Source organism: Rhodopirellula bahusiensis, from assembly GCF_002727185.1.
Taxonomy (GTDB): Bacteria; Planctomycetota; Planctomycetia; order Pirellulales; family Pirellulaceae; genus Rhodopirellula; species Rhodopirellula bahusiensis.
Genome location: NZ_NIZW01000013.1, coordinates 188,517 through 209,540 on the forward strand (window position 1 = coordinate 188,517; position 21,024 = coordinate 209,540).

The window sequence follows — 21,024 nt, forward strand, 5'->3', positions numbered from 1 at the left end:
ACCGGTTGATCAACTGATTGACAATCACCAAACTCGCGGGCGGAACATTGGTTCCGTCCGCGTTTTTTGTTGGACAATCAGCTCGAACGATTGTCCGCGATTGCCCTTTTCATTTGAAAGCGACGTATGTCAGTTGAAATCACAGCGGTTTACCAAGGTCAACTTCACTGCGAAGCGACCCATGGGCCAAGCGGAAACAAACTGGTCACTGACGCGCCCACTGACAACGGCGGACGTGGCGCCGCGTTCTCACCGTCTGACCTGGTTGCCACCGCACTGGGTACGTGCGTGATGACAATCATGGGATTGGTTGCTGATCGACACGAGCTGGACTTGAGTGGGACCACCATTCGCGTCGAAAAGGAAATGGCGAGCACCCCTGTTCGGCGGATCGCCAGCCTCAAAACTCAGGTCACGTTTCCTTCAGGGTTGGAAATGCAACCTGAAATGCGAGATCGACTGATCGCCGCGGCGCGGAAGTGCCCCGTTCATCAAAGTTTGCATCCCGACATTGATGCACCAATCGACTTTGTCGACCTAGATTGACAGGCACGGTCTGGTTTCACTTCATCGCTCGGATCATACTGCTGCCACCCGCTTGTCCCGTTTCTCTTGTTTTGACCGATTTCTTTCATGAACCGCAGTGACATCGTGATCACCGGCGTCGGCGTGGTCTCATCAATCGGTTTGGGGCGGGAAGCCTTCACTCAGTCTCTGCTGAACGCGGACAGCGGTGTCATTGAATTGGTCGACTCCACCGTGGGCGACCGCAATGCGACGGCACGCTACAAGTTTGTCGAAGGTCAATCGGGCGACACGGAGCAACAAAGCCAGATTCAGATTGGTGCACCGATCACGGATTTCGACCCCAAGCTGTTCGTCAAACCACGAAAAGCGTTGAAGGTCATGTGCCGCGAAATTCAAACGTCGTTCGCGGCGTCGCAGATGGCGATCGAAGACGCTGGTTTGACGTCCCTGCTGCCAGCGGAACCAACCGATCAAGCCAAAAAATCTGGTCGCATCGCGGTGGATCGAATCGGCACGGTGTTTGGCAGCGAAATGCTGTACGGCGACCCCGAAGAATTGGCGGACGCTTTCGCCGCTTGCATGACCGAGGCCGGTGAGATCGACCGGTCGAAGTTTGGCAACGCGGCCATGCGATCGATCACTCCGCTTTGGATGCTGAAGTACCTGCCCAACATGCCCGCCTGTCACGTTGGAATTGCGGTCAATTCGCACGGCCCCAACAACACGTTGACCGTGGGCGATGTTTCCGGCCCGAACGCGGTGCTGGAATCCTGTGGCTACCTGCGTCGCGGAATCGCGGACATCATGGTCGCTGCAGCAGCCGGATCGCGGATGAACACCACGCGAACCATGTTCACCGAGGATCAACCGCTGACCGACGCGTCGGATCCAGTCGAACGCAGCAGCCGACCGCATGCAAAAGACGCCAAGGGAATCGTGCGAGGCGAGGGCGCGGCTTGCGTGATACTGGAAACAGCCGAGTCTGCCTCCGCCGGAAATCGAAAACCAATCGCGAAAGTTCTCGGGATGGCTTCACGGTTCATTCCATCGGCCGCATTTGCGGAAGGCCAGTTCACCAGTTCTTCCGAGGAGAACGCGGGACGTGGCTCAGCCGCCGCGATCGACGCTGCCATCCAAGCCGCTTTGTCTGATGCAGGACTGACCGCTGGCGACATCGGGCTGGTTGTCGGACACGGAATGGGCGATCCAATCATTGACGCTCAAGAAGCCAAAGCGATTGAGAAAGCTTTGCCGGGTGTGCCGGTGACTCTACCGATTGGGTTGTTGGGTCACACCGGCGCGGCAACCGGAATGATGGGGCTGACCGCTGCTGTGGTCGCCGCACAACGGGGCACCGCTCCGCCGGTTTCGCACGCATCGGACTGTCCCGACACGCTAAAGGTTGTTCCGACATCCACACCGCTTGCGAAACCGAACGTCATCGCGTTGTCGCATACCTCTCACGGATCCGCGACGGCCGTCATCGTTTCCGCGACTTGAGAAAAAGTGTATCGGTCGTTGTGATTTCGACAAACGTGTCATGCGACTGCTTCTGATTGGGACTTGAGACCAAACGACCAACTTTCTGGTCGAGTCCATCTGGTCGCTGCCGAAGTCAACTCAGACAGACGCGTGAGGCGGTTCACGCGTGACCTGAACAAGCCATGGCCTGTTCGCCCCGTGCATCCTCCCAATGCCTAGCTGAGCGACGCGATGACAATGACACGTTTCAATTCCATTCTGCGTATCGCGGTGGCCCTGCTCGGCTTTGCAGCAGTCACTTGGTCCGCAAGTTCTGCCCAAGCGGTCGAAGGCACCGAGCTGACCAGTCGCAAAGCGATTTGGGCTCCACTGCTTCCTGACTACAAAGGCGACTCGGGCGACTCCGTTGGTTTCCTGACGGACATTCGTGGTCACCATCGCTTCGACGGCTATCGCACCAGCGTCGAAGGGAACGTCACTTACGCCGTTTCTGAAAACACGGAAATGTACGGCTTCGACGCGATCATTCGCGACACGTGGACGTTTGGTGTTCACGATCTGTCGGCCGGTACCGGCTACAGCCAAATGGAATGGAAGCAAGAAATCAGCGACGACGAGTTGGACAACTCTTATCGCGGTGCGGTCATCGTCGCCGGATGGGAAACTGTCTTTGGACGCCGTCCGGTTTGGGTTGATCTGCGTTTGGGTCTGTATGACTTGGACGGTCAGTACGTCGGCAACGATGGAGTGACAACGGGTTCAATCAACACGTTCACGACGACGTTCGGTGTTGACGTCAAACACGACATCACGGTCTGTGGCATTCCCGGTCGCACAATTCTGGGGATTGATTACCTCAGCGACTATGCAACCTGGGATGGTGCCAACATGGGCTTGGACGACGCGGTCGTGCTGAAAGCTGGTTTCGAGCTATTGCTCTACTAGAACTTGCAACGCTCCGCTCGCTCTAATTCTGAGCCGGAGTGTTTGGCGCTTCGGTGACGTTGTACAGGTCCAATCGGCGATCATTCCAATTTTGGACGCTGCCCTGTTCACGGTGCCGACGAAGCAACTCGAGATCAACGTCGTAGATCACGACGGTCTCGATGTTCGGGTTTGCTTCCGCTCCAATTCCTTCCCGTGCGAACGTCACGTCGAGTGGCGTTAGCACGGCCGATTGAGCGTAATGGATGTCCGCGTTCTCGCAGAACGGCAGGTTGCCGGTGCAACCGGCGATCGCAACGTAGACATGATTCTCAACGCAGCGAGCCGCGGCGCAAGTCCGAACGCGCATGTAGCCGTGGCGATTGTCGGTGTTGAACGGTACGAAGAACAACTGTGCTCCCTTCTCCACCGCGAGCCGCGACAGTTCGGGGAACTCGATGTCGTAGCAGATCTGAATGCAAACCGGTCCGCAGTCGGTTTGGATCACTTCGATCCCCGGTCCGCCCGCGACGCCCCACCATTTGCGTTCGCTCGGAGTGATGTGCAGCTTGTATTGCTTGTCAATCCTGCCGTCTCGATGGAACAAGAACGCGACGTTGTAAAGTTTTTCGTCTTCGACCACGAATTGCGAGCCACCAACGATGTTCGTGTCAAACTTGACCGCCAAGTGACTGAACAATTCCAAGTATTGGGGCGTGTACTCGGCCAACGTCCTAGCAGCTTGCCCGGGACGTTCATTGGGCAAAAACGATAGCAACTGCGTGGTGAACAGCTCCGGGAAAAGCAGGAAGTCGCATTTGTAGTCTCCCGCGACATCGACGAAATACTGTGCCTGCTGAGCGAACTCTTCGAAGTCCTTGACCGCTCGCATTTGATACTGAACCGAGCCAATTCGGACTGGACGCACGGTTCTGCGAAAGCGACGTTTTCCAGCCGAGACATAGTCCAGGTTTCGCCATTCCAAGAAGGTCGCGTAACCGCAACTCTGCAAGTCCGTCGGCAAATAGTTCGGAATCAAACCCTGCAACGAAAAACCGTTGGCGATTTGCGCGGTCAAAACTGGATCGAAGAACGTTTTGTCGATCACGCGGTCGATGTACTCGGACGCCTTCATTTCTTCCGCATGCAGGTGATAGCCCGGTATGCGGCCGCCAACGATCATTTGCTCGATGTTTCGCGAACGACACAGCTCTTTGCGAGCATCGTAGAGCCGTCGAGACAAACGCATCCCACGAAGATCGGAATGCACCATGATCTCGATGCCGTACAGCGTGTCGCCGGTTGGTTGATGGTTCCGAATGAATCCACTGTCGGCGATCTTTTTGTAGTCATGCCACTCGAGGTCGTCATCGTAATCCAGTAGCAGACTGCTACTGCTCGCGACGAGCTTGCCGTCACACTCGATGACGATTTGGCCTTCGGGGAAGTGAGCTAGCTGGCTTTCGACCTGCTCTTTCGTCCATGGCTGCATGTCCGGGAAGCAAGCCTTTTGCATGACAACCATCGAGTCGTAGTCCTCGATGCGCATGTTCCGAAGAATCAGCTCGCGTTCAAAATTGGAAACATCAAAATCAGGGGTGGGCGTCGACATATAGGCGCAGTCAAAGAACCGAAGAAAAGAAAACGACTCAACAACGAACCGTGCGATTGTCCTGCCACGGAACCACAGCAGACCCACGAACTATTTCGTTCGCGTCGACAAATACGTGTAGCCACTGAGCGCGCGTTCGTACGCCGCAACAGTTTCGCCGGCTTGCTGATGATCGATGTGCCCGTTGCCAATCGCGGTTTCGATCGAGTCTTGCAGGTTCTCGATCAGTTCGCGATCTTCGTACTGGACGTATCCCAGCACTTCCGAAACTGTGTCGCCTTTGACGATCGAACGGACCTTGGTCACTCCATCTTCGATGTCCACGTGCACGGCGTGCGTGTCACCAAACAGGTTGTGCAGATCACCCAAGATCTCTTGGTACGCACCCACCATGAAGACAGCCAACTGATACGGTTCACCGGACTTCAGCGGGTGAAGCATCAACGTCCGTTGACGCCCGCCACAACCAACGAAAGCGTCGACTTTTCCGTCGCTGTCGCAAGTGATGTCGCCCAGCACGGCGTGCCGGGTTGGTTTTTCAAGCAAACGGTGGATGGGCATGATCGGGAACAATTGATCGATCGCCCAAGAGTCCGGCATCGATTGAAACAAAGAAAAATTCGCGAAGTAGATGTCCGACAACATCCGGTCGAGGTGCTTCAGATCGTCGGGACGTTCCTTCATCGATTCGGCAAGTTCACGTACGCGATGGCAGATTGCAAAGTACAAATTCTCCGCCGCGACGCGTTGTTCCAAAGGCAGGTAACCACCGCTGAACAGGTTCATGCATAAATCCAGAGAAACCTGCGCGTCGTGGAACGTTTCCATCATGTTGGCTTGCGTCATGTTGACGTAGCCAACCCATAAATCATGAACAGGTTGTTCGTAGGACTCAGGTGGTCCTTCCATTTCGGAGGTTTCAATCGCGCCGACGGAATCCATTTCGATGCCACCGTGATCGGGTGAAACCGGCTCGCCTTCGACTTTGGCCCATGCGGGCAAGTTGGCGACGCCTTGGGAAGTCACCCCCAATGTTTCCATCACCAACACGCTGTGGTGAGCAGCAACGGCGCGACCTGATTCGGAAATCAATTCCGGGTGAGGTACGCCGGCTTCGTCGCAAACGGTTTGCGTGTGATAGACGACGTCGTTCGCGTATTCCTGCATCGTGTAGTTCATGCTCGATTCGCTGTCACTGCGCGAACCGTCGTAGTCGACTCCCAAGCCGCCGCCAACGTCGAGGTAACGCATGCCCGCACCTCGACGAACCAAGTCGACGTAGATTCGAGCCGCTTCGAGAATGGCGGATTTGAGCTGACGAATGTTTCCGATTTGGCTGCCGACATGGAAGTGCAGCAACTGCAGGCAATCGCCCATATCCATCGCGATCAAACGATCCAACTGAGCCAATAGTTCGGCGACCGTCAGACCGAACTTGCTGCGGTACCCACCGCTCGCTTGCCAGCGGCCACTTCCGCGAGTCGCCAGTTTGACTCGCATGCCGATCGTCGGACGCACGCCGATGTCCTTCGCAACGTCCAGAATCAAATCCAGTTCGCTGACCTTTTCGACGACGGGCAGAACGTTTCGGCCCAATCGCTGTGCGAGCAATGCCAACCGAATGAATTCTTCGTCTTTGAATCCGTTGCAAACGACCGGCACGTTGGCATCGCCCATCGCGACGGCGGCAACCAATTCCGGCTTGCTTCCCGCTTCGATGCCAAATCCCAACCGGGCGCCTTCACTGACGATCTGCTGGACCACTTCGCGTTGTTGGTTGACTTTGATTGGAAAGACGCAGCGATAGCGGCTTTGATACTTGTGATCATGAATCGCGTTTTTGAAACAACGGTCCAGCTCGCGTAAACGGTCGCGCAGAATCCCATTGAAACGCAGCAGAATGGGCAAGTCCAAATTCCGCTGTCCCAAACGATCCACCAACTCCTTCAGGTCGATGCTGTGGGATGAATCTCGGTCCGGCGAAACGAGCACCGTGCCATTCTCAGAGATCGAAAAGTACCCACCGCCCCAACGGTCGATGTCGTACGTTTGGGACGCGTCGCTGCGAGTCCATTTGGGATCCAAAACCGAGCTCACCCAGAATTCCATGTGAAAGAGGTTTGCGTTTGAAACGTCAGATTCAGAATTGCACCTCTTTCACGCCTCTTGCACCAGTGGGCAACTTCCCAGTTACCGTGATTTCTGTGATGGGATATCGACCTGGAACCCAGAATTGGCTGCTCTTTGTCGCAAACGCAGCCTGACGAAGCACCAACGTTTCTCCCACCGCCAGCGGTTTGTCCTGGTACAAAAAGTACTGGCCATTCAGGTTCATCGTGACATTGGGAATTTCAAAGTCAGCTTCGTTGGTGACCACCACCACATCATCAAGTAACTTGGAGTTGCCTTCGATTGTCAGCAGCGGACGGCGATCGATTAAAATCTCGACCGGCAATTCGTGTTCGCTGGCCTTTCCAAAGATCACCGCGTAAAGACTGAGCCCAAACAACGGAACGAAGCAAACCGTCGCCAGAGCGAGGAACAGCCCCCTAGTGGAAAGCTGAGGCGTCGGCGCGATTGAGCGCGGTGGTTCGTGGACCTCCGGATCCGATTCCGAAACGGATGCGGACGGCGGAGTTGGGCTGGTGGATGATTCGGACATGAAAACGTGTCGGGTGAACAATGCAAAGGTGAGAGCGAATCGGCTGTACGGATCTGATCTCAATCCAGAGCGAGCCAATCCGCTTATGAGTTGTGCCAGTTCAAGGGTCCTGACTTGTCAATCACAACTTCCTCCTGGCGTTCGCCGGCGCTGACCAAAATCAGTCCAATGCCGTGCTCGGCAGCATACGCTTTCGCGTCGTCGTTTCCCATCACAAACAAAGCGGTCGACAAGGCATCCGCTTCCACCGCATGAGTCGTCGTCAGCGTCAGAGACAACCATTGGCCGGCTGGGTAGCCCGTCCTGGGATCGATGACGTGACCATAACGCTTGCCTTGGTGATGAAAAAACTGCTTGCCGCTGCCGCTGGTCGACAGAGCCTCATCTCGCAGCCAAAGTCCTCCGAGCCGTCGGCCTGGACGCGTGGGATGGGACACGCCGACCAGCCATCCTTTTGGGCGTTCTGCGTCGACTTCGACCTCCGCTACTTCAGGATCATCCGCCGGTTGTTGATCACCTGCCGCCAACACGCTGCTGTGGCCCGCGTGAATGAGGAAATCCCGCATGCCTTCCGCCCTCAACGCGGCAGCCAAGACATCGATCGCGTTTCCCTTGCCAATGGCACCCAAGTTGAGCGACATGCCATCGACAGCGAAACGAACTGTGCGATTTTCGGCATCCAAAATCAGATGCTTCCATCCGACCCGTTTACGAGCGGAAGTGATCTCATCCGGTTTGGGTTTGCGACCTTCCCGCTTGGTAAATCCCCAAGTCTCCACGAGAGGCCCCGCAGTGATATCGAAGGCACCTCGGGTTTGCTCCGCCAGCGAAGTTGCTTTGGCCAAGAGATCGAACGTTGCTGGCTTCAGATGAACGGGTTGCTCGAACGCCGACGCGTTGACACGAGCGATCTCACTATCGCCTCGGTAGACCGTCAGCGCGTTCTCGATTTCCTCAATCGCTTCCATCTGTCGCAGAACGACATCCGCAACCGACCGGGTTCCAACCCGCTGATGCTCATCCGGCACCAACACCACAAATTCGCACGCCATCGCACGATGCTTCAATTCCAACAACTTCAAGTCCCACAAGAATTCGGCGTTTCAAACACCCGGCCATGCCACATCCGGCGGCACATGATACGGCCAAGTCCATCTTCGTGCGAAACCCCCTCGATCGCCGGCGGCCAATCTCCAATTGCACTGTTAAATTTGGCTCCGCGTCAGCGCAACGTCCGCAAGTCGTTCATCGAGTTGGATCGGTGCTTCTCAGCTTACCGATGGCGTCCAGATCATCCGCATGCAGTTTGTTCAGTGGGACCTTGCTTAGTTTTCCATTTTCTCTACGTAGCACGACGTGCTGGCCATCTGCAGAAACGAACTCCGCCCGCACTGAAAACTTCCCATCTGCGCTTCGCCATGTGCGAACAGCAATGGCGTTTTGAGTGGGCAAAGTTGCTCTTGCGTTCAAGTCATCCGACGCGGTTTTTGGCGGAGGACCCGCGATTGTGAAGGCAGCCCATAGCTGTGGTGCAGGGAAGTATCCCGCATCCTCCAGCTTTGCGATGATGGCGAGTTGAGCCTGACGTAGTGACGCTCCTCCCGATTCGCCCGCCGCGTAGTGACGGAAGAAGTCGGTCATCATCTCGGCGGTGATTTGGTCTGGGATGGACCACAGCGTCGCGGCAACGTTACGGGCTCCCGCGAGTTGGAATGCATACCGCAGTCCGGTGACACCCTCACCACTGTTGGCGATTCCTAGCCCAGTTTGGCAGGCACTCAAGACGACCAGTTCGGTTCCTCGATAGTCCGCTGCCAACACCTCCAATCCAGTCAACACGCCATTCCCGTTTCCTTCAATCGCCGAGTTCGCATCGCAAAATGCCAGCCCGCAAGTTGCCAGAGGATGCTGGCCGTCTCTGTGTTCAGCGAAACCGTGTGTGCTAAAAACGGCTACTTTAGGTCGGAGTGCTGATTGAACGACGGACTCCTTTGCTTCCGCTTCCAAATAGACCTCGGGCTCACCCGCGGCCAGCTGTTTCAGCGATGGTAGGATGCCCCGAGCTTCCTCCGCCGTTCCTGGAAGAGGCCCGAACGGGACAACTTTGGCGTCCGTTTTCGAGCCGGTTCCATAGTCGGGGTTCGCCACGACCAAAGGAGCAGACATTGGCTCGAGCGACGCTCGGGTCAGCAAGTCGCGGCCACTGAGTAGGTATTGAAATTCATGTCGATGAATCAGGAAACGTCCTTCCTCGTCCGGGAGAGCGGCCCAGGGCACCATCCACAGTTGATGGTCAGGTGATATCAACAGCTTCTTTGTATTCCAAGCTTCACCGGGCAACTGCTGGGATAGATGTGACGCGATCTCAGTCAATTGATTCTGAAGGGAAGATGCCATGCTATTCGCAACCAACTGCCCCCGGAGGACTGCCTGAAAATGGTTGATCGGCCTGGCGAGCTGATCCCAGTCCGGGCAAACAACTTTCAGTCGGACTTCGCCCTTGCTGAGGGCAGGTACGATCCACGCGACGGCCATTGGATCGGCTGTCTCAATTCCGATCTTCGAAAATCGTCCAGCACGATCCCGATTGGTGTTCAGCCTTTTCGTCTTCAACCCAACGACTGCCAGTTCGATCAGTACTGTGTCATCGGGAATGTTCTTCCGAACTTGTTCGAGCGTCACCCATGGCTCAAGCCTCATTTCGGTCCAACCAGCACTTCCAAGTTGCCACGAGAGTTCTGATTCACGCTGTCGAAGTCGATCCAATTCGCTTTGTGAACTCAAACGAGAACCGTTTGGTTCAGATGGTCGTTCCAGTGCAGTGACCGAACGCAAGCCGATTTCGGAGATTTGGTTTCGCACCTGAGCCAAATCTTTGGCAATCGCGCGAACTTGCGGATCCTTTGTCGATGCCGCCATCCGCGTTCGCTCCGCAAGCACCCGGGTTGCCGTGCCCTTCGAATTCAAAATCCATTCGCACGAGTACTTCGCCGCGTCTGGATGCTGTTTAAGTCTCACCGCCATCATCAACGCTGCATTGACCGCTGGCTGAAACTGTTCGCGAAGGAAGTCACTTTGCTCCTGTTCTGACATCAATGGCAGAACTCGTGCAACATGGTCCTTCAAAGCTCGCTGACTTCGGTCCATCGTCCGCAACGCTTCGGTGTCTTTTCCGAGACGTTCATAGAGTTGGGCGAGTTGCAGCGTCGCCTGTGCCGTGTGGGGATGGTTCCGACCGACAAATCGCTCGTAATCAGAAAGCTGTTCGGTCAATACGCTTTCGAGCTGCCGATACAGGTTCGCCCGCTGCGCGTGACTCACCAATTGGTCGTACATGTGACGCGTACTGACGTTCAGCGTTCCAGATTTGGCTTTTGATTGATGCCATGCCCGGATGAAGAGCTGCACTGCTTCCGATGCGGCATTCGGATCGTCGTCATCGAAAATGAGTCCACCCAGTCGCGCATAGTCGGAAGGGGAGACATCCAGTTCGTTGCTGTGTCGATGATCGATCACCCGACGAAGACTCTTTGCTGCAGCAGATGAGTCCCCCATTTTTTCCTGCGTCCAAGAGATGTTTTTGAGCAAAGACTCCCATCGCACTCCATATCGATTGGCCGACTCGGACAACTTCAACGCGTGCACATAAAGCGGGAGCGCTTTCTCAGGCTGCAACAAATGATGTTCGTATGCCTGGCCGCAATTGGTAAGCAACAGCTGATGTCTTCGCGGTGCGCGTTCCAGTCTTCGCTCTCCTGCTGCTAGCAGCGACTCGATCTCGTGGACAGCCTTCTCATGTTCACCACGGTCATTCAGATCGGTGACTCGGTGAACAATTCCTTCGATTCGCTCCACGAAGAGCTCTTCTTTTGTCTTGGCTTTTGCCTTCGGAACTTTGGGTACATAGGTGTGCTTCAACCCAGACGCGGTGTTCAGAAAATGCTCCTTTAAGTCTGAATCGAGCTTCCAAATCTGGTTGAGACGCCCATATTCGAGCCTGACAAGAAGGAAGTTCCCATCCGGCGACAAACTGAGATCATCGAATGGAATTGACCGGTTGCTTTCAAGCAGTTCTCGTACGCGCGGAGCAAATGGCAGGTACTCGACACTGTCTGGATTGGCTAGTCGCCGCAGCTGAACTGCGCTGACTCCTTCGTCTCCAAGACAACGCACGGTGAACAACTGCCCCGTCTCAAAGTCGATCTGCATGGCGTGGTGATCGGGCAGAAACAACAACCGACGTCCCAACCGCATGTCGAAACTCGCAACGCCACCCTCACTCGAGTTGGTCCAATATGTCCCGAAGACGGTGGAGCCTTCGGGGTTGATTGCTAAGTCGTTCAAGCTGTGATCCACGGGAACATTCGTGGCGGTCTTTGATTCCAGGTCCCACTTTCGTGTCAGTTCGTTGCAGGAGGTTAGCAGGCAGGTTCCTTGTTGGTCGAAAGAGGCACACATCACCATCGTTGGGTGCTGCGGCAGCTTGGCGATTGGCTCGCCGGTTTTGAAGTTCCAAATTGTGGTCGTCTGTTCATCGCAGAGGGCAAACGAATAGCCCTTCGGATTCCCAACCACAAACGAGTTGGCATTATTCAGGGGCCAGGAACGAAGAAGCGTTTCAGTTTCAAGATCGAACAGTTTCGCGGTTTGCTTTCCGCAAGCGACGAAATACCGGCCGTCGGGAGAGCACGCCGAACGTTTGGCGACAAATTGATCGGAGTATGGCATTCGGCTGATTTCACGTCCGGTCGATAGCTCGACCACAACGATCGCCTTCGCAGTGGCGGATCTCCCCCAATGCTCGACAGGAGCAAATTCGCAGGCAACCACTCGGCCATTGTTTGTTAGATGGACCCCGACCGGGCCATCCTCGTGATGCATGACGACCGTTCCGTCTTTCAAACGAATTTTGGCAGACTGATCGGATTCCTGAGCAATCAGCCCGCCATGACCGGCAAACCAAGTCAGCAAGGCAATCCAAACGCAGTGTCCGGTGTGCCGAACAATCATTTCTGTTTCTCTTGGCGAAAAAGGAGTTTGAAATGGCAATTCGCGTCGAGCGACTCTTACCGCCGGCTTCGGAGGGATTGAATTCAATTCGCCGGTCTTTTTGGATGCAGTGTGATGGCGTTTCGTTCCCGATGACACTGTTTCCGTGAAATAGCAGTGTCGACGCCTAACATGAAGCTGCGATCCGACAGGGAATATCTACCAGAATCAAAGAAGTAGCTGGCGTCAACAAAATGAAACGGACGGCTCGGATCAGCTATCATATTGGTTCAGAATCTGCCCCCTCTATTGCACCGAAACGGGCAATCACGTTTTGTGTGGGCTCAATTGAACGGCACCCTCCTGAGCCGTTCAGATGCAAATATTCACTCACCCGGAATTCATTGACGTGACCAACACCATCATCAACGCCGACCGTCGTTCCTTTTTGAAGTCGGCAGCCGCCGCCTCGGCTGGCATTGGAACCATCGGCCTCCAATCGGTCGGTGCTGCTGAGTCCAGCGACAAGGTGAACTTTGCAATCATTGGTTGCACCAATCGTGGTGCGGCAATCGGAAACGACGCGGTCAAATCCGGCATGGTTAACGTCGTCGCGCTTTGCGATGCCGATCCGTCGCGGACCGCGAAGTTCAAACAGCAGCATCCGGATGCGAAGGTCTACGACGACTTCCGCAAGATGTTTGATGAGATGAGCGACAAGATCGACGCATGTACCGTCGGAACGCCTGACCACACGCACTTCCCAATCACGATGCGAGCCATCTCGGAAGGTGTCGCTGTCTACGTCGAAAAGCCACTCGCTCACACCTTCGAAGAATGCGAGTTGTTGATCGCTGCTGAGAAAAAGCACAACGGCATTTGCCAGATGGGCAACCAAGGTCACTCGTCCTCGCAACGCATGCAGTTCAAGACTTGGGTCGACGAAGGAATCATCAAAAACGTGCGCCGCGTCGACGCTTGCATGAACAAGGGCCGACGTTGGCATCCATGGGGAAACGTGACCGGTTATCCCGCTGCGGAAAAGATGCCCGCCGGAATGAACTGGGATGTTTGGACCGCGACCGCGCCGATGCAGAGCTACAGCGATCGTCTTGACAAAGGCAACTGGCGTGGATGGTACGACTATGGAAACGGTGCCTTCGGCGACTGGGGGCCTCACACGTTGGACAGCATCCATCGCTTCCTTGAACTAGGGCTGCCCTACGAAGTTCGGGCCGACAAGCTGGAAGGCCCCAACGACTTCATCTACCCCATGGCCACAACCATCGCGTTCGAGTTTGCCGAGCGAGGACCGGGCATGCCCGCCATGTCGATCAATTGGTACGACGGTGTCAAAAACCAACCGCCACGTCCGAAAGAGCTCGGCCAAGGTAAATCGATGCCGGCATGTGGAAAGGTCATGTACAGCGACGATTTGACGTTCATTGGCGGCACCCACAACGGAAAGCTCAGCATCTTGTCTGAGTCGGTCGAAACGCCGGATATTCCTTCGGGCGAAACCAATCAAAGCCACATGAAGAACTTCTTGCTCGCCGCGATGGGCAAAGAAGAATGCAATTCGAAGTTTGCTGTCTCGGGGCCGCTCACGCAGGTGTTCATGCTTGGCTGCATCGCTCAACGACTTGGTGGCACGCTCAAGTTCGATGCTGAAAAAGGTGAAATCACCAACAACGAACGAGCCAACCAACTGCTCAAGGGAAACCCGCCACGCAAGGGCTGGGAGCAGTACTACACGTTGTAGTTTTTCGCGAGAATCGCAGGAAACATGCCAGACAAAAAAGAACGGCATTTGGCTCGATGAGCCAAATGCCGTTTTGTATTTTTACAGTCTTGGTTTCTTCCGTTCGCCTGTCGTCCGCGAGATGCGTTCACGACGGAACAGGAAGATGGGTGACTAACCCGAATTCAACTACTGAACTTGGACGTTTTCTGCACAAGGGCCTTTTTCGCCACGTGCTTCGTTGAACGTGACTTGCTGACCTTCACGCAGGTCGTCGAAGTTCACGCCTTCAACGCTGGACGAGTGAAAGAACAAGTCTTTCGAGCTGCCAACGTCAATGAATCCGAAGCCTTTGTCGGTGAGACGTTTGATAGTACCTTCTGCCATTTTTCAATCTATTCAAAAGAGTTCTTGGCAGCCGATGCCGGAGACGAAGTTGTCTTAGCTTGTCGACTGCGGCAGGCATCGTATCAGATGTAGCCCACCTGCCGACCACAAAGTGGCGTGCATTCTCTAATTCATCGAACTTTCTCTTCGCAAACGCGGATTCGCGTTTCACTTTGCCCGGATAACACGCATAAAGACAACTTCGCGGCTGGCACGAACAATTCCCAAAAGTCTGCCCGGTGTGTCAAAATCCCACGCGATTCCCTGCCCTGCAATCGGTGCGGGCAAAGTCGAGACGTGTTTGAGCTCACCTCCGTTATCGGGAACATCGAGCAGATACAGCTCAGCGTGGTCATGTCCGGTCACGTACAAATGCCCGTCCGGCCCGAAACCGCCGCCTGAATTGCTTTTTGGTAGAAAACGCTGGATCACCGATTCTGGAAACGTCCATTCGCCAGTCTCGTTCCACTGATCGTCGTATCGGACCAGTTTTGTGCGTCGAACCTCCGCTTCACCGTAGAAAGCAAACACGATCCACCAGGCTCCTTGGTGGCGATCGATCCAGTTGATCGCTCCCTCCGATTCGCTGAACGGTTTCGAATCCAGGTGCTTTAAACTCACCGCATCGAAAATCTCGATCGAATTCTTAAGCGGTTTGGCGGGCCAATTGGAGTTGGCACAATACAAACGGCCTTCCTTGACGATGCCGCTGTTCAGATGCTTGATCCAAGAGCCCTCGGGGGCTACCCACTTGACCAGACGCTTTCCCGTTTGCTTGTCATATTGAACGATCGTTCGATTCGAGATCGCGAAAAAGGACGACTCATCCACCGCGACGGCTTGGTGGGCTTCGGGAACCGAGACGCGTCGTAGTAGCTGAACGGAATCGTCGCGAGCAGCGAGGTCGACAAACGTGATGCTGGAAGGATTGCCAACCGGAGCGTAATGATTGGTGAATTCCAACAACCCCGAGTCACGGTCGATCCGGAACACGGTGACGTTATCAGCCCGCTGATTGCAAACGTAGAAGAACCGACCACTCGGATCAAAATTGAAACTGCGTGGGTAGTTCCCGCGAGTCCATTCGTTGCCTACCTGACGCAGCGAGCCGTCCGATTCAATCGCAAAGATTCCAATGCTGTCGTGCAAGCGATTGCCGGCGTAGACGAATCGCCCGTCGTGGGAAACCAAAATTTCCGAGCAGAAGTTGCTGCCCGCGAAACCGACAGGCAACGATGAAACCGTTTGCCGCGAATTCAGTTGACCGCCTGACGGGGCGTAGTCAAACAGCGTAACCGTCGAACCTTCTTCCTGGATCGAATACAGCCAACGTCCATTGGGATGAAAGTCGAAATGGCGAGGTCCATCGCCCGCAGGCAAATCCACACTCGTTGGATCATTGCGAGTCAGCGTTCCCGTGGAAGCATCGAATGCCCAGACAAAGATCTTGTCGAGCCCAAGGTTCACGTGCAGCACAAAACGACCGGATGGATCCGCCTCGATCATGTGAGCGTGCGACCCATCGTGACCACTGATGGCGAAACTACCCGGCGGCGCATGTGTCGCCTCGGTAGGCCCGATTGTTCCCGTGTCTTTTTTGACATCGGTGGCCTCGCCCAAACGTCCGTCCGGAAGAATCGGCAGCACAGCCACGGAGCCACTGAAGTAGTTGGCAACAAACAAGAATTTGCCAGACGGATGAATGCTGACATAGGTCGGGCCATCCCCTTCCGAGCTGACTGTGTTCAGCAACGTCAGTTGCCCGTTAACTGGATCGATCGCAAAGGCACTGACGGAGCCTAGCTTCGCCTCACCAAAACGATCCGTTTCGTTGCTCGAGTAAAGACGATCACGAGCCGCGTTGATCACCAAACAGTCTGGGCTTGAACCAAGATCGAACGTACCGGCAGCTTTCAATGCACCGCTTTCACGATCGACTTCAAAGAGATGGATGCCGCGACCATTGCCTTCCGGCAAATCGACTTGCGTCGGCGGGACATCGCCGAGCGGTGAACTGAACGTTCCCACGTAAGCCATCAACGGCCGATTCGCAGTCGACTCGGATGAATCGCTCTGTGCCGGTAATGATGGGGTGGTTAGAAATCGTGCCAGGCCAGGAACCTGAGTTTTCAATTCCTGGATGACTAGATCCGCCATGACGGCGGCACCCTTTTCGCTGAAATGAGTCAGGTCTCCTTGCTTGAAGTTGAACTCCATGCTGGCCTCTGGACCAAGACGGTTGTGCAGTTCAATGCTTCTGCGATGCAAGTCGATGAAGGGCACGTCGAGTTCCGCGGCAACTGCTTTCGTCGCGTCCGCCCAAGGTGTCAGCGTCGTGCGGATCTTGCCGTCCTTATCAAACCGACGCCGCGTGACAGAACTGACCAAGATCGGTTGAGCACCAATCGATCTCGACTCCACCGCATATCGTTTCAAACTGTCGCGGTAGGTCGTATCGGGGTCGGTTTCTCGCTCGGGGCCTTTGCCGGGTTGATCGTTGTGCCCGAATTGAATCAGAACGTAATCGGGTTTGGCTTCCAAGACCGCTGGCATTCGGTTGCCACTGTACCAATTCTTCGAACTCGCTCCGCCTTTCGCGAAATTCAGCACCGTGACGCTGTCGTTGAACCGCTTGCGAAACGCCACGCCCCAACCGGAGTAATCTTCAACCGTCGAGTCGCCAATCAAGGCGATCGTGATTGATTCGTCGGAGGAGGCTGGCTCGTCTTGCGCCCACGCAATGTTCGTGAACAGCAACGCGAGAACCGCCAGGCAAGTTGGCCTCGCGAATCGCTTTGCGAGCTTGGATTTCAATCCGCTGTTGATTGTTGTGATCATTCGATTCACTTCCGATCGATCAGTTTCTTCATGTCTTCCGTGACCGGCATGACTTCAAAGTCCTTGAAGAACATTTCACAGTCCGTGCCGCCGTGCATTTGTAAACCGAGCTTGCCGGTCTTTTCGCACTCTTCATCGATGATGTCCGACGTGCAAAATCCGTTGAGCGTTTGCACCAGTCGGTCGCCGTACGCGGCCGTGCAGGTCGTGTTCCAGCCTCCGTCTTTGTTGCGAACCTTCTCGACCAAGTCATCGTTGGTCACGATCCAACCGCGACCGGGAATCTTCTTTCCATCAATGATTCCGGCGGTGTGCCAGAGAGCCGAATCCTTGCCGTTGTTTGCGATTTCGTTTTGGAAGCCACGCAGGACCCAAGGGGCACTGGTTTCCTCAGCGCGGAAGTACAACGCACTGTTGCCGCCTTGCATGCGATACGTCACCCGAGCGATGAAGTCGTCGTAGTTGTCGTTGGAAATGACCAGCCCGTCTTTTCCCTGACTCTTGGAGTGGACGCCATGCAAAACGCCTTCTTCGGTGAACGACCATTCTTCGGGCAGGACAAACTTGGCGTCTTGGAGTTGATAGCTGCCGTCCTCGCCTTTGACGAAGAACGACTTCCACTGGCTCTCCCCCAAATCCTTGATGCGAATGTTCTTCCAAGCAACGGACCCGGACTTTCCGCCGTGAATTTGCAGACCCAGAAAACCCTTCATGGAAAAGCTGTCGAACATGTCAACGACCAAGTTGCCGTTCAACCAAGTCTTGATCGATGGGCCGACACATTGGATTTCCAGGTCGTTCCATTCGCCTTGGCGGCAACTCGCCTGAGCAGCGGAGAGGCGTTCCTCGGACGTGTGGGCGTCCAACCAAATGATGCCATGTTTGTGGCCGCGACGGCCTTCATCGTAGATCCGACCCGTCATGTCACCGCCCGGTCGCATTTCAGCCTGATAGCCAAACACTCTTTCACGATCGCCTTCTGGGCGAGAAGCGGATCGGAATTGAACGCCCGAATTGCCAGCTTCCAGGAACTTGTACTGCAGTTTTAAAACAAAGTCACCAAATTCCTGCTCCGAACACATGAACGTGTTGCCTGGAGTGTTGGGCACACACTCGCCAACGATCGCTCCGTCTTCGACGTGGTATTTCGCGGACCCGCCGCGTTTCACCCATCCACTCAGGTCTTTGCCGTTGAATAGGGAAACAAAGCCCTCCTCAACTTCTGCCGCCGAGGCGGTCAGAGTAATTGATGTCCAAAGTCCAGCCAGGATGGCGACGGCAACGTGCTTTCTCATGGTTGTCATTCTTGAGCTTCTCTTGTTTGTCGGAAGGTAGGTTCGACGAGGCGGGACCGCAAACTTCGCGGCGGCAGGCATTCTACACAAGGACCGCATCGCAAACTGCCATCCACCAAAACCTCTTCGGCAGTTGCCACAAAGCGATGCAAGCAAGCGGGATTCATCGGGTGAAACGACATCCACGGAGCTGGAGTTGACGGCGACCTGATGGAGTCGTTCCTGTGAACTCGTCACGCATCTAGAAACCCGACGCCTCAGCGAGGGACCCACTGGCTCGTTGCAATGTCACGCGTTCCTCGCTCACCGGCACGTTGATTGAATCAGCCGCACCGCGTTAGCGGCGGTTAACCAGACGCCAACCGGGGCTAACGGCAATCGGCTAATGATTCCGTTTGCAGAATGCAGTTGAACAACCGTGTTGTAAACGAGGAACGAACCAAACGGATTCTTCCTCGCTCACGCTTTTAGCTTCGGGTTTCCAAGAGGACTCTTCTTCATCGAATGTTTGTTTGAGCGTCTCCTTCAAATTCACATTCCTTTGCCACACTCCCGCCGCAAGAGACAAGGGAGTTGGGTTTTGTTCTCGGTGCGATCGCGAAAGGGAACGTGCCTGTCAATTCGATCAATCCTTGTTTCTCGCGAATCCAAATCGGACCACTTGGTTTGGAATGAATCTTCTTTTGCAGTTTTGAAACATGGCTTGGCGGATGCCAGCCAACATACCCTCCAATGATGGAAATGAGACGATGAAACAGCCTGCAAGAATGGCGTTCACTTTGGTTGAATTGCTGGTGGTGATCGCCATCATCGGCGTTCTTGTCGGATTGCTTCTGCCAGCCGTGCAGTCAGCACGCGAGGCCGCCCGGCGCATGCAGTGCCAAAACAACCTGAAACAAATTGGGTTGGCGTTGCACAACTATGAATCCACCTTCAAAGTCTTGCCTCCAGCCGGTCTCACTTATGTGGATGACTCTGGCTTTGGCGGAACGAAAGACGACGATGGCTACGGATTCCTTTGCTTTTTACTTCCGTACATCGAACAAAGTGCTCTCTACGAGCAAGTCGATCCCTCGGGTTACTGGGAAATGGAAGATGGTATCACTGGCCGTCCCATGGAAAGCCTGATTCGTGAAATCGATGGCGGGTCGCCCACGGAACGGATTCAACGACGTTGGGAAGCTGCCACCACGCCGGTTGGCACTTACCTGTGTCCTTCTTCCGCAATGCCCAAGAACGCACCTTTGAAATGGAGCATCTACGGATCGGGAGACTTTGGCGTCGGTACGCTGGACGTGAACCCCATGTTCCACGCCAATCAAGCAACGGGATTGGCAACCACCAGCTACAAAGGATGTGCGGGCAATCACTTGGGTGACAACGGTATGTTCGTGAAACGTGCCGAAGGCGAACCTCGCTTGTTCCGCGACGTGATCGACGGATTGTCCAACACCATTGCGGTCGGCGAATCGACGTATGTCCGTGCCTCTGGTATCAGCAAACCAGCCGCGGTTGGCGAAAGTCCAACTTCGCTGGAAGACTGGCCCGTCTGGATCGGGATGCCCCGAACCGACGAATCGGTTCGCTTCACGGCACGCACCTCGTCACCGATCAACGCCTTCGCTTCGGTCGGGAAAATGTACAACGCAATCGATGATGACTGTGCATTCAGCTACCACCAAGGTGGTGCGCAGTTCAACTTCGCAGATGGTTCGGTGCGATTCATCACCGAAAGCATTTCGATGGAAACATACCAAGCTCTTGCTGGGATGAACGACGGCGAAGTCGTTGGTGAATTCTAGAGCTCTGATGCGGCTTCTTTCCGCTTCATGAAATCTCGGTAACTCTCTCCCCGACTTGTGTGCGGGGAGGGAGTTCCATCTTTGGTCGTCGAACGACCAATCCACACGATTCTTTCGACTGAACTTTCTATCCAACCGTCCAAATATTCCAATGAACCTTTCAGACTATTCAAACATGATTTCACCAAGAACGTTGTTTGTCGTTCTTTGCTTGGCGACCACGCTGTTGCCAGGATGTGGTGACGACGGATTCCCGGTCGCGCCCGTGACAGGCGTCGTGAAATGCAACGGCGAGACCGTTGGTGGCGGCATTGTCTACTTTCAACCCAAGCAAGTCGGTGACGATGCCGTGGTGGGAAAGATTGGCCTTGGCGTGATCAACCCACAAGGTGAATTCACTGTATCAACCTATGGGAACGGCGATGGTGCGGTCGTTGGCCCTCACATCATCAAGGTTGGCAAAGGCAGCGGACCAGGTTGTGACTGTGCCATGAATGCTGACCGGATGATCATGGAGGTCGAGGTCACCAGTGGACCGGAAAACACATTTGAGATTGACCTGCCAAAGAAGACCCGACAAGACGCTCGAGCAGAACAACTCGAAGCGGATGAAGACGACGATGATGATGACGACGAATAATCCTTGAATGGATGTCGCCATTGGAACGTGCCATTCATTGTTCGAGGTGAATGGTTGTGACTTTTGCCTGGCATCAACTGGTGTTCCGTATGGGCTGCGTTCCGTTGTGAAAGCAGCGGGCGTG

Annotated in this window: 14 protein-coding genes; 6 read left to right on the forward strand and 8 right to left on the reverse strand. The window is 54.9% G+C overall.

Annotated features, from left to right (window positions below; genetic code table 11):
* The first annotated feature begins 126 nt into the window (after positions 1-126).
* The 3 genes from CEE69_RS17730 to CEE69_RS17740 all read left to right on the forward strand — a co-directional run bounded on the left by CEE69_RS17730 (position 127) and on the right by CEE69_RS17740 (position 2,955).
* Positions 127-546, forward strand: coding sequence for an OsmC family protein (locus CEE69_RS17730; RefSeq protein ID WP_099261945.1), 420 nt, complete (start codon positions 127-129; stop codon positions 544-546).
* Positions 547-633: 87 nt separating this feature from the next.
* Positions 634-2,028 (forward strand): beta-ketoacyl-[acyl-carrier-protein] synthase family protein, encoded by a 1,395-nt coding sequence (locus tag CEE69_RS17735; protein WP_099261946.1) that lies wholly within the window; start codon positions 634-636, stop codon positions 2,026-2,028.
* A gap of 213 nt (positions 2,029-2,241) precedes the next feature.
* Entirely contained in the window at positions 2,242-2,955 is a 714-nt protein-coding gene (locus tag CEE69_RS17740) for a hypothetical protein (protein ID WP_199169899.1), read from the forward strand.
* A gap of 22 nt (positions 2,956-2,977) precedes the next feature.
* Here CEE69_RS17740 and CEE69_RS17745 read toward each other — a convergent pair whose 3' ends face one another.
* From CEE69_RS17745 to CEE69_RS17765, 5 genes are all read right to left on the reverse strand, one after another.
* Positions 2,978-4,546: a carbon-nitrogen hydrolase family protein gene (locus CEE69_RS17745; protein ID WP_099261947.1), complete on the reverse strand. Its 1,569-nt coding sequence runs from the start codon at positions 4,544-4,546 to the stop codon at positions 2,978-2,980.
* Between the two features lie 90 nt (positions 4,547-4,636).
* Positions 4,637-6,643, reverse strand: coding sequence for a biosynthetic arginine decarboxylase (gene speA, locus CEE69_RS17750; RefSeq protein WP_099261986.1), 2,007 nt, complete (start codon positions 6,641-6,643; stop codon positions 4,637-4,639).
* Positions 6,644-6,686: 43 nt separating this feature from the next.
* Positions 6,687-7,208, reverse strand: coding sequence for a hypothetical protein (locus CEE69_RS17755; RefSeq protein ID WP_099261948.1), 522 nt, complete (start codon positions 7,206-7,208; stop codon positions 6,687-6,689).
* Between the two features lie 83 nt (positions 7,209-7,291).
* Entirely contained in the window at positions 7,292-8,299 is a 1,008-nt protein-coding gene (locus tag CEE69_RS17760) for an FAD:protein FMN transferase (protein ID WP_099261949.1), read from the reverse strand.
* Between the two features lie 154 nt (positions 8,300-8,453).
* Positions 8,454-12,218: a CHAT domain-containing protein gene (locus tag CEE69_RS17765; protein WP_099261950.1), complete on the reverse strand. Its 3,765-nt coding sequence runs from the start codon at positions 12,216-12,218 to the stop codon at positions 8,454-8,456.
* A 355-nt stretch (positions 12,219-12,573) separates the two neighbouring features.
* On the opposite strand from CEE69_RS17765, the gene CEE69_RS17770 reads away from it, so the two are divergent.
* Positions 12,574-13,959: a Gfo/Idh/MocA family oxidoreductase gene (locus CEE69_RS17770; protein ID WP_099261951.1), complete on the forward strand. Its 1,386-nt coding sequence runs from the start codon at positions 12,574-12,576 to the stop codon at positions 13,957-13,959.
* 168 nt (positions 13,960-14,127) lie between these two features.
* Here the strand turns inward: CEE69_RS17770 and CEE69_RS17775 are convergent, their stop codons facing one another.
* The 3 genes from CEE69_RS17775 to CEE69_RS17785 form a co-directional block, all read right to left on the reverse strand.
* Positions 14,128-14,325 (reverse strand): cold-shock protein, encoded by a 198-nt coding sequence (locus CEE69_RS17775; RefSeq protein ID WP_037198672.1) that lies wholly within the window; start codon positions 14,323-14,325, stop codon positions 14,128-14,130.
* A 168-nt stretch (positions 14,326-14,493) separates the two neighbouring features.
* On the reverse strand, positions 14,494-17,163 hold the full coding sequence (locus tag CEE69_RS17780) for a beta-propeller fold lactonase family protein (RefSeq protein WP_099261952.1): 2,670 nt from the start codon (positions 17,161-17,163) through the stop codon (positions 14,494-14,496).
* A 5-nt stretch (positions 17,164-17,168) separates the two neighbouring features.
* Positions 17,169-18,458, reverse strand: coding sequence for a 3-keto-disaccharide hydrolase (locus tag CEE69_RS17785; protein WP_099261987.1), 1,290 nt, complete (start codon positions 18,456-18,458; stop codon positions 17,169-17,171).
* 749 nt (positions 18,459-19,207) lie between these two features.
* Here CEE69_RS17785 and CEE69_RS17790 point away from each other — a divergent pair.
* The gene (locus CEE69_RS17790) at positions 19,208-20,260 is read left to right on the forward strand and encodes a DUF1559 domain-containing protein (protein WP_099261988.1); all 1,053 of its coding nucleotides are present in this window, start codon (positions 19,208-19,210) and stop codon (positions 20,258-20,260) included.
* Between the two features lie 175 nt (positions 20,261-20,435).
* On the forward strand, positions 20,436-20,900 hold the full coding sequence (locus CEE69_RS17795; protein WP_143549279.1) for a hypothetical protein: 465 nt from the start codon (positions 20,436-20,438) through the stop codon (positions 20,898-20,900).
* The last annotated feature ends 124 nt before the right edge of the window (positions 20,901-21,024 follow it).

What these genes read in the sequence shown, in the direction of transcription:
- CEE69_RS17730 (WP_099261945.1), top strand. Translation starts at nt 127, where the DNA reads ATGTCAGTTGAAATCACAGCGGTTTACCAAGGTCAACTTCACTGCGAA.
- CEE69_RS17735 (WP_099261946.1), top strand. Translation starts at nt 634, where the DNA reads ATGAACCGCAGTGACATCGTGATCACCGGCGTCGGCGTGGTCTCATCA.
- CEE69_RS17740 (WP_199169899.1), top strand. Translation starts at nt 2,242, where the DNA reads ATGACAATGACACGTTTCAATTCCATTCTGCGTATCGCGGTGGCCCTG.
- CEE69_RS17745 (WP_099261947.1), bottom strand. Translation starts at nt 4,546, where the DNA reads ATGTCGACGCCCACCCCTGATTTTGATGTTTCCAATTTTGAACGCGAG.
- CEE69_RS17755 (WP_099261948.1), bottom strand. Translation starts at nt 7,208, where the DNA reads ATGTCCGAATCATCCACCAGCCCAACTCCGCCGTCCGCATCCGTTTCG.
- CEE69_RS17765 (WP_099261950.1), bottom strand. Translation starts at nt 12,218, where the DNA reads ATGATTGTTCGGCACACCGGACACTGCGTTTGGATTGCCTTGCTGACT.
- CEE69_RS17770 (WP_099261951.1), top strand. Translation starts at nt 12,574, where the DNA reads ATGCAAATATTCACTCACCCGGAATTCATTGACGTGACCAACACCATC.
- CEE69_RS17775 (WP_037198672.1), bottom strand. Translation starts at nt 14,325, where the DNA reads ATGGCAGAAGGTACTATCAAACGTCTCACCGACAAAGGCTTCGGATTC.
- CEE69_RS17780 (WP_099261952.1), bottom strand. Translation starts at nt 17,163, where the DNA reads ATGATCACAACAATCAACAGCGGATTGAAATCCAAGCTCGCAAAGCGA.
- CEE69_RS17785 (WP_099261987.1), bottom strand. Translation starts at nt 18,458, where the DNA reads ATGAGAAAGCACGTTGCCGTCGCCATCCTGGCTGGACTTTGGACATCA.
- CEE69_RS17790 (WP_099261988.1), top strand. Translation starts at nt 19,208, where the DNA reads ATGAAACAGCCTGCAAGAATGGCGTTCACTTTGGTTGAATTGCTGGTG.
- CEE69_RS17795 (WP_143549279.1), top strand. Translation starts at nt 20,436, where the DNA reads ATGATTTCACCAAGAACGTTGTTTGTCGTTCTTTGCTTGGCGACCACG.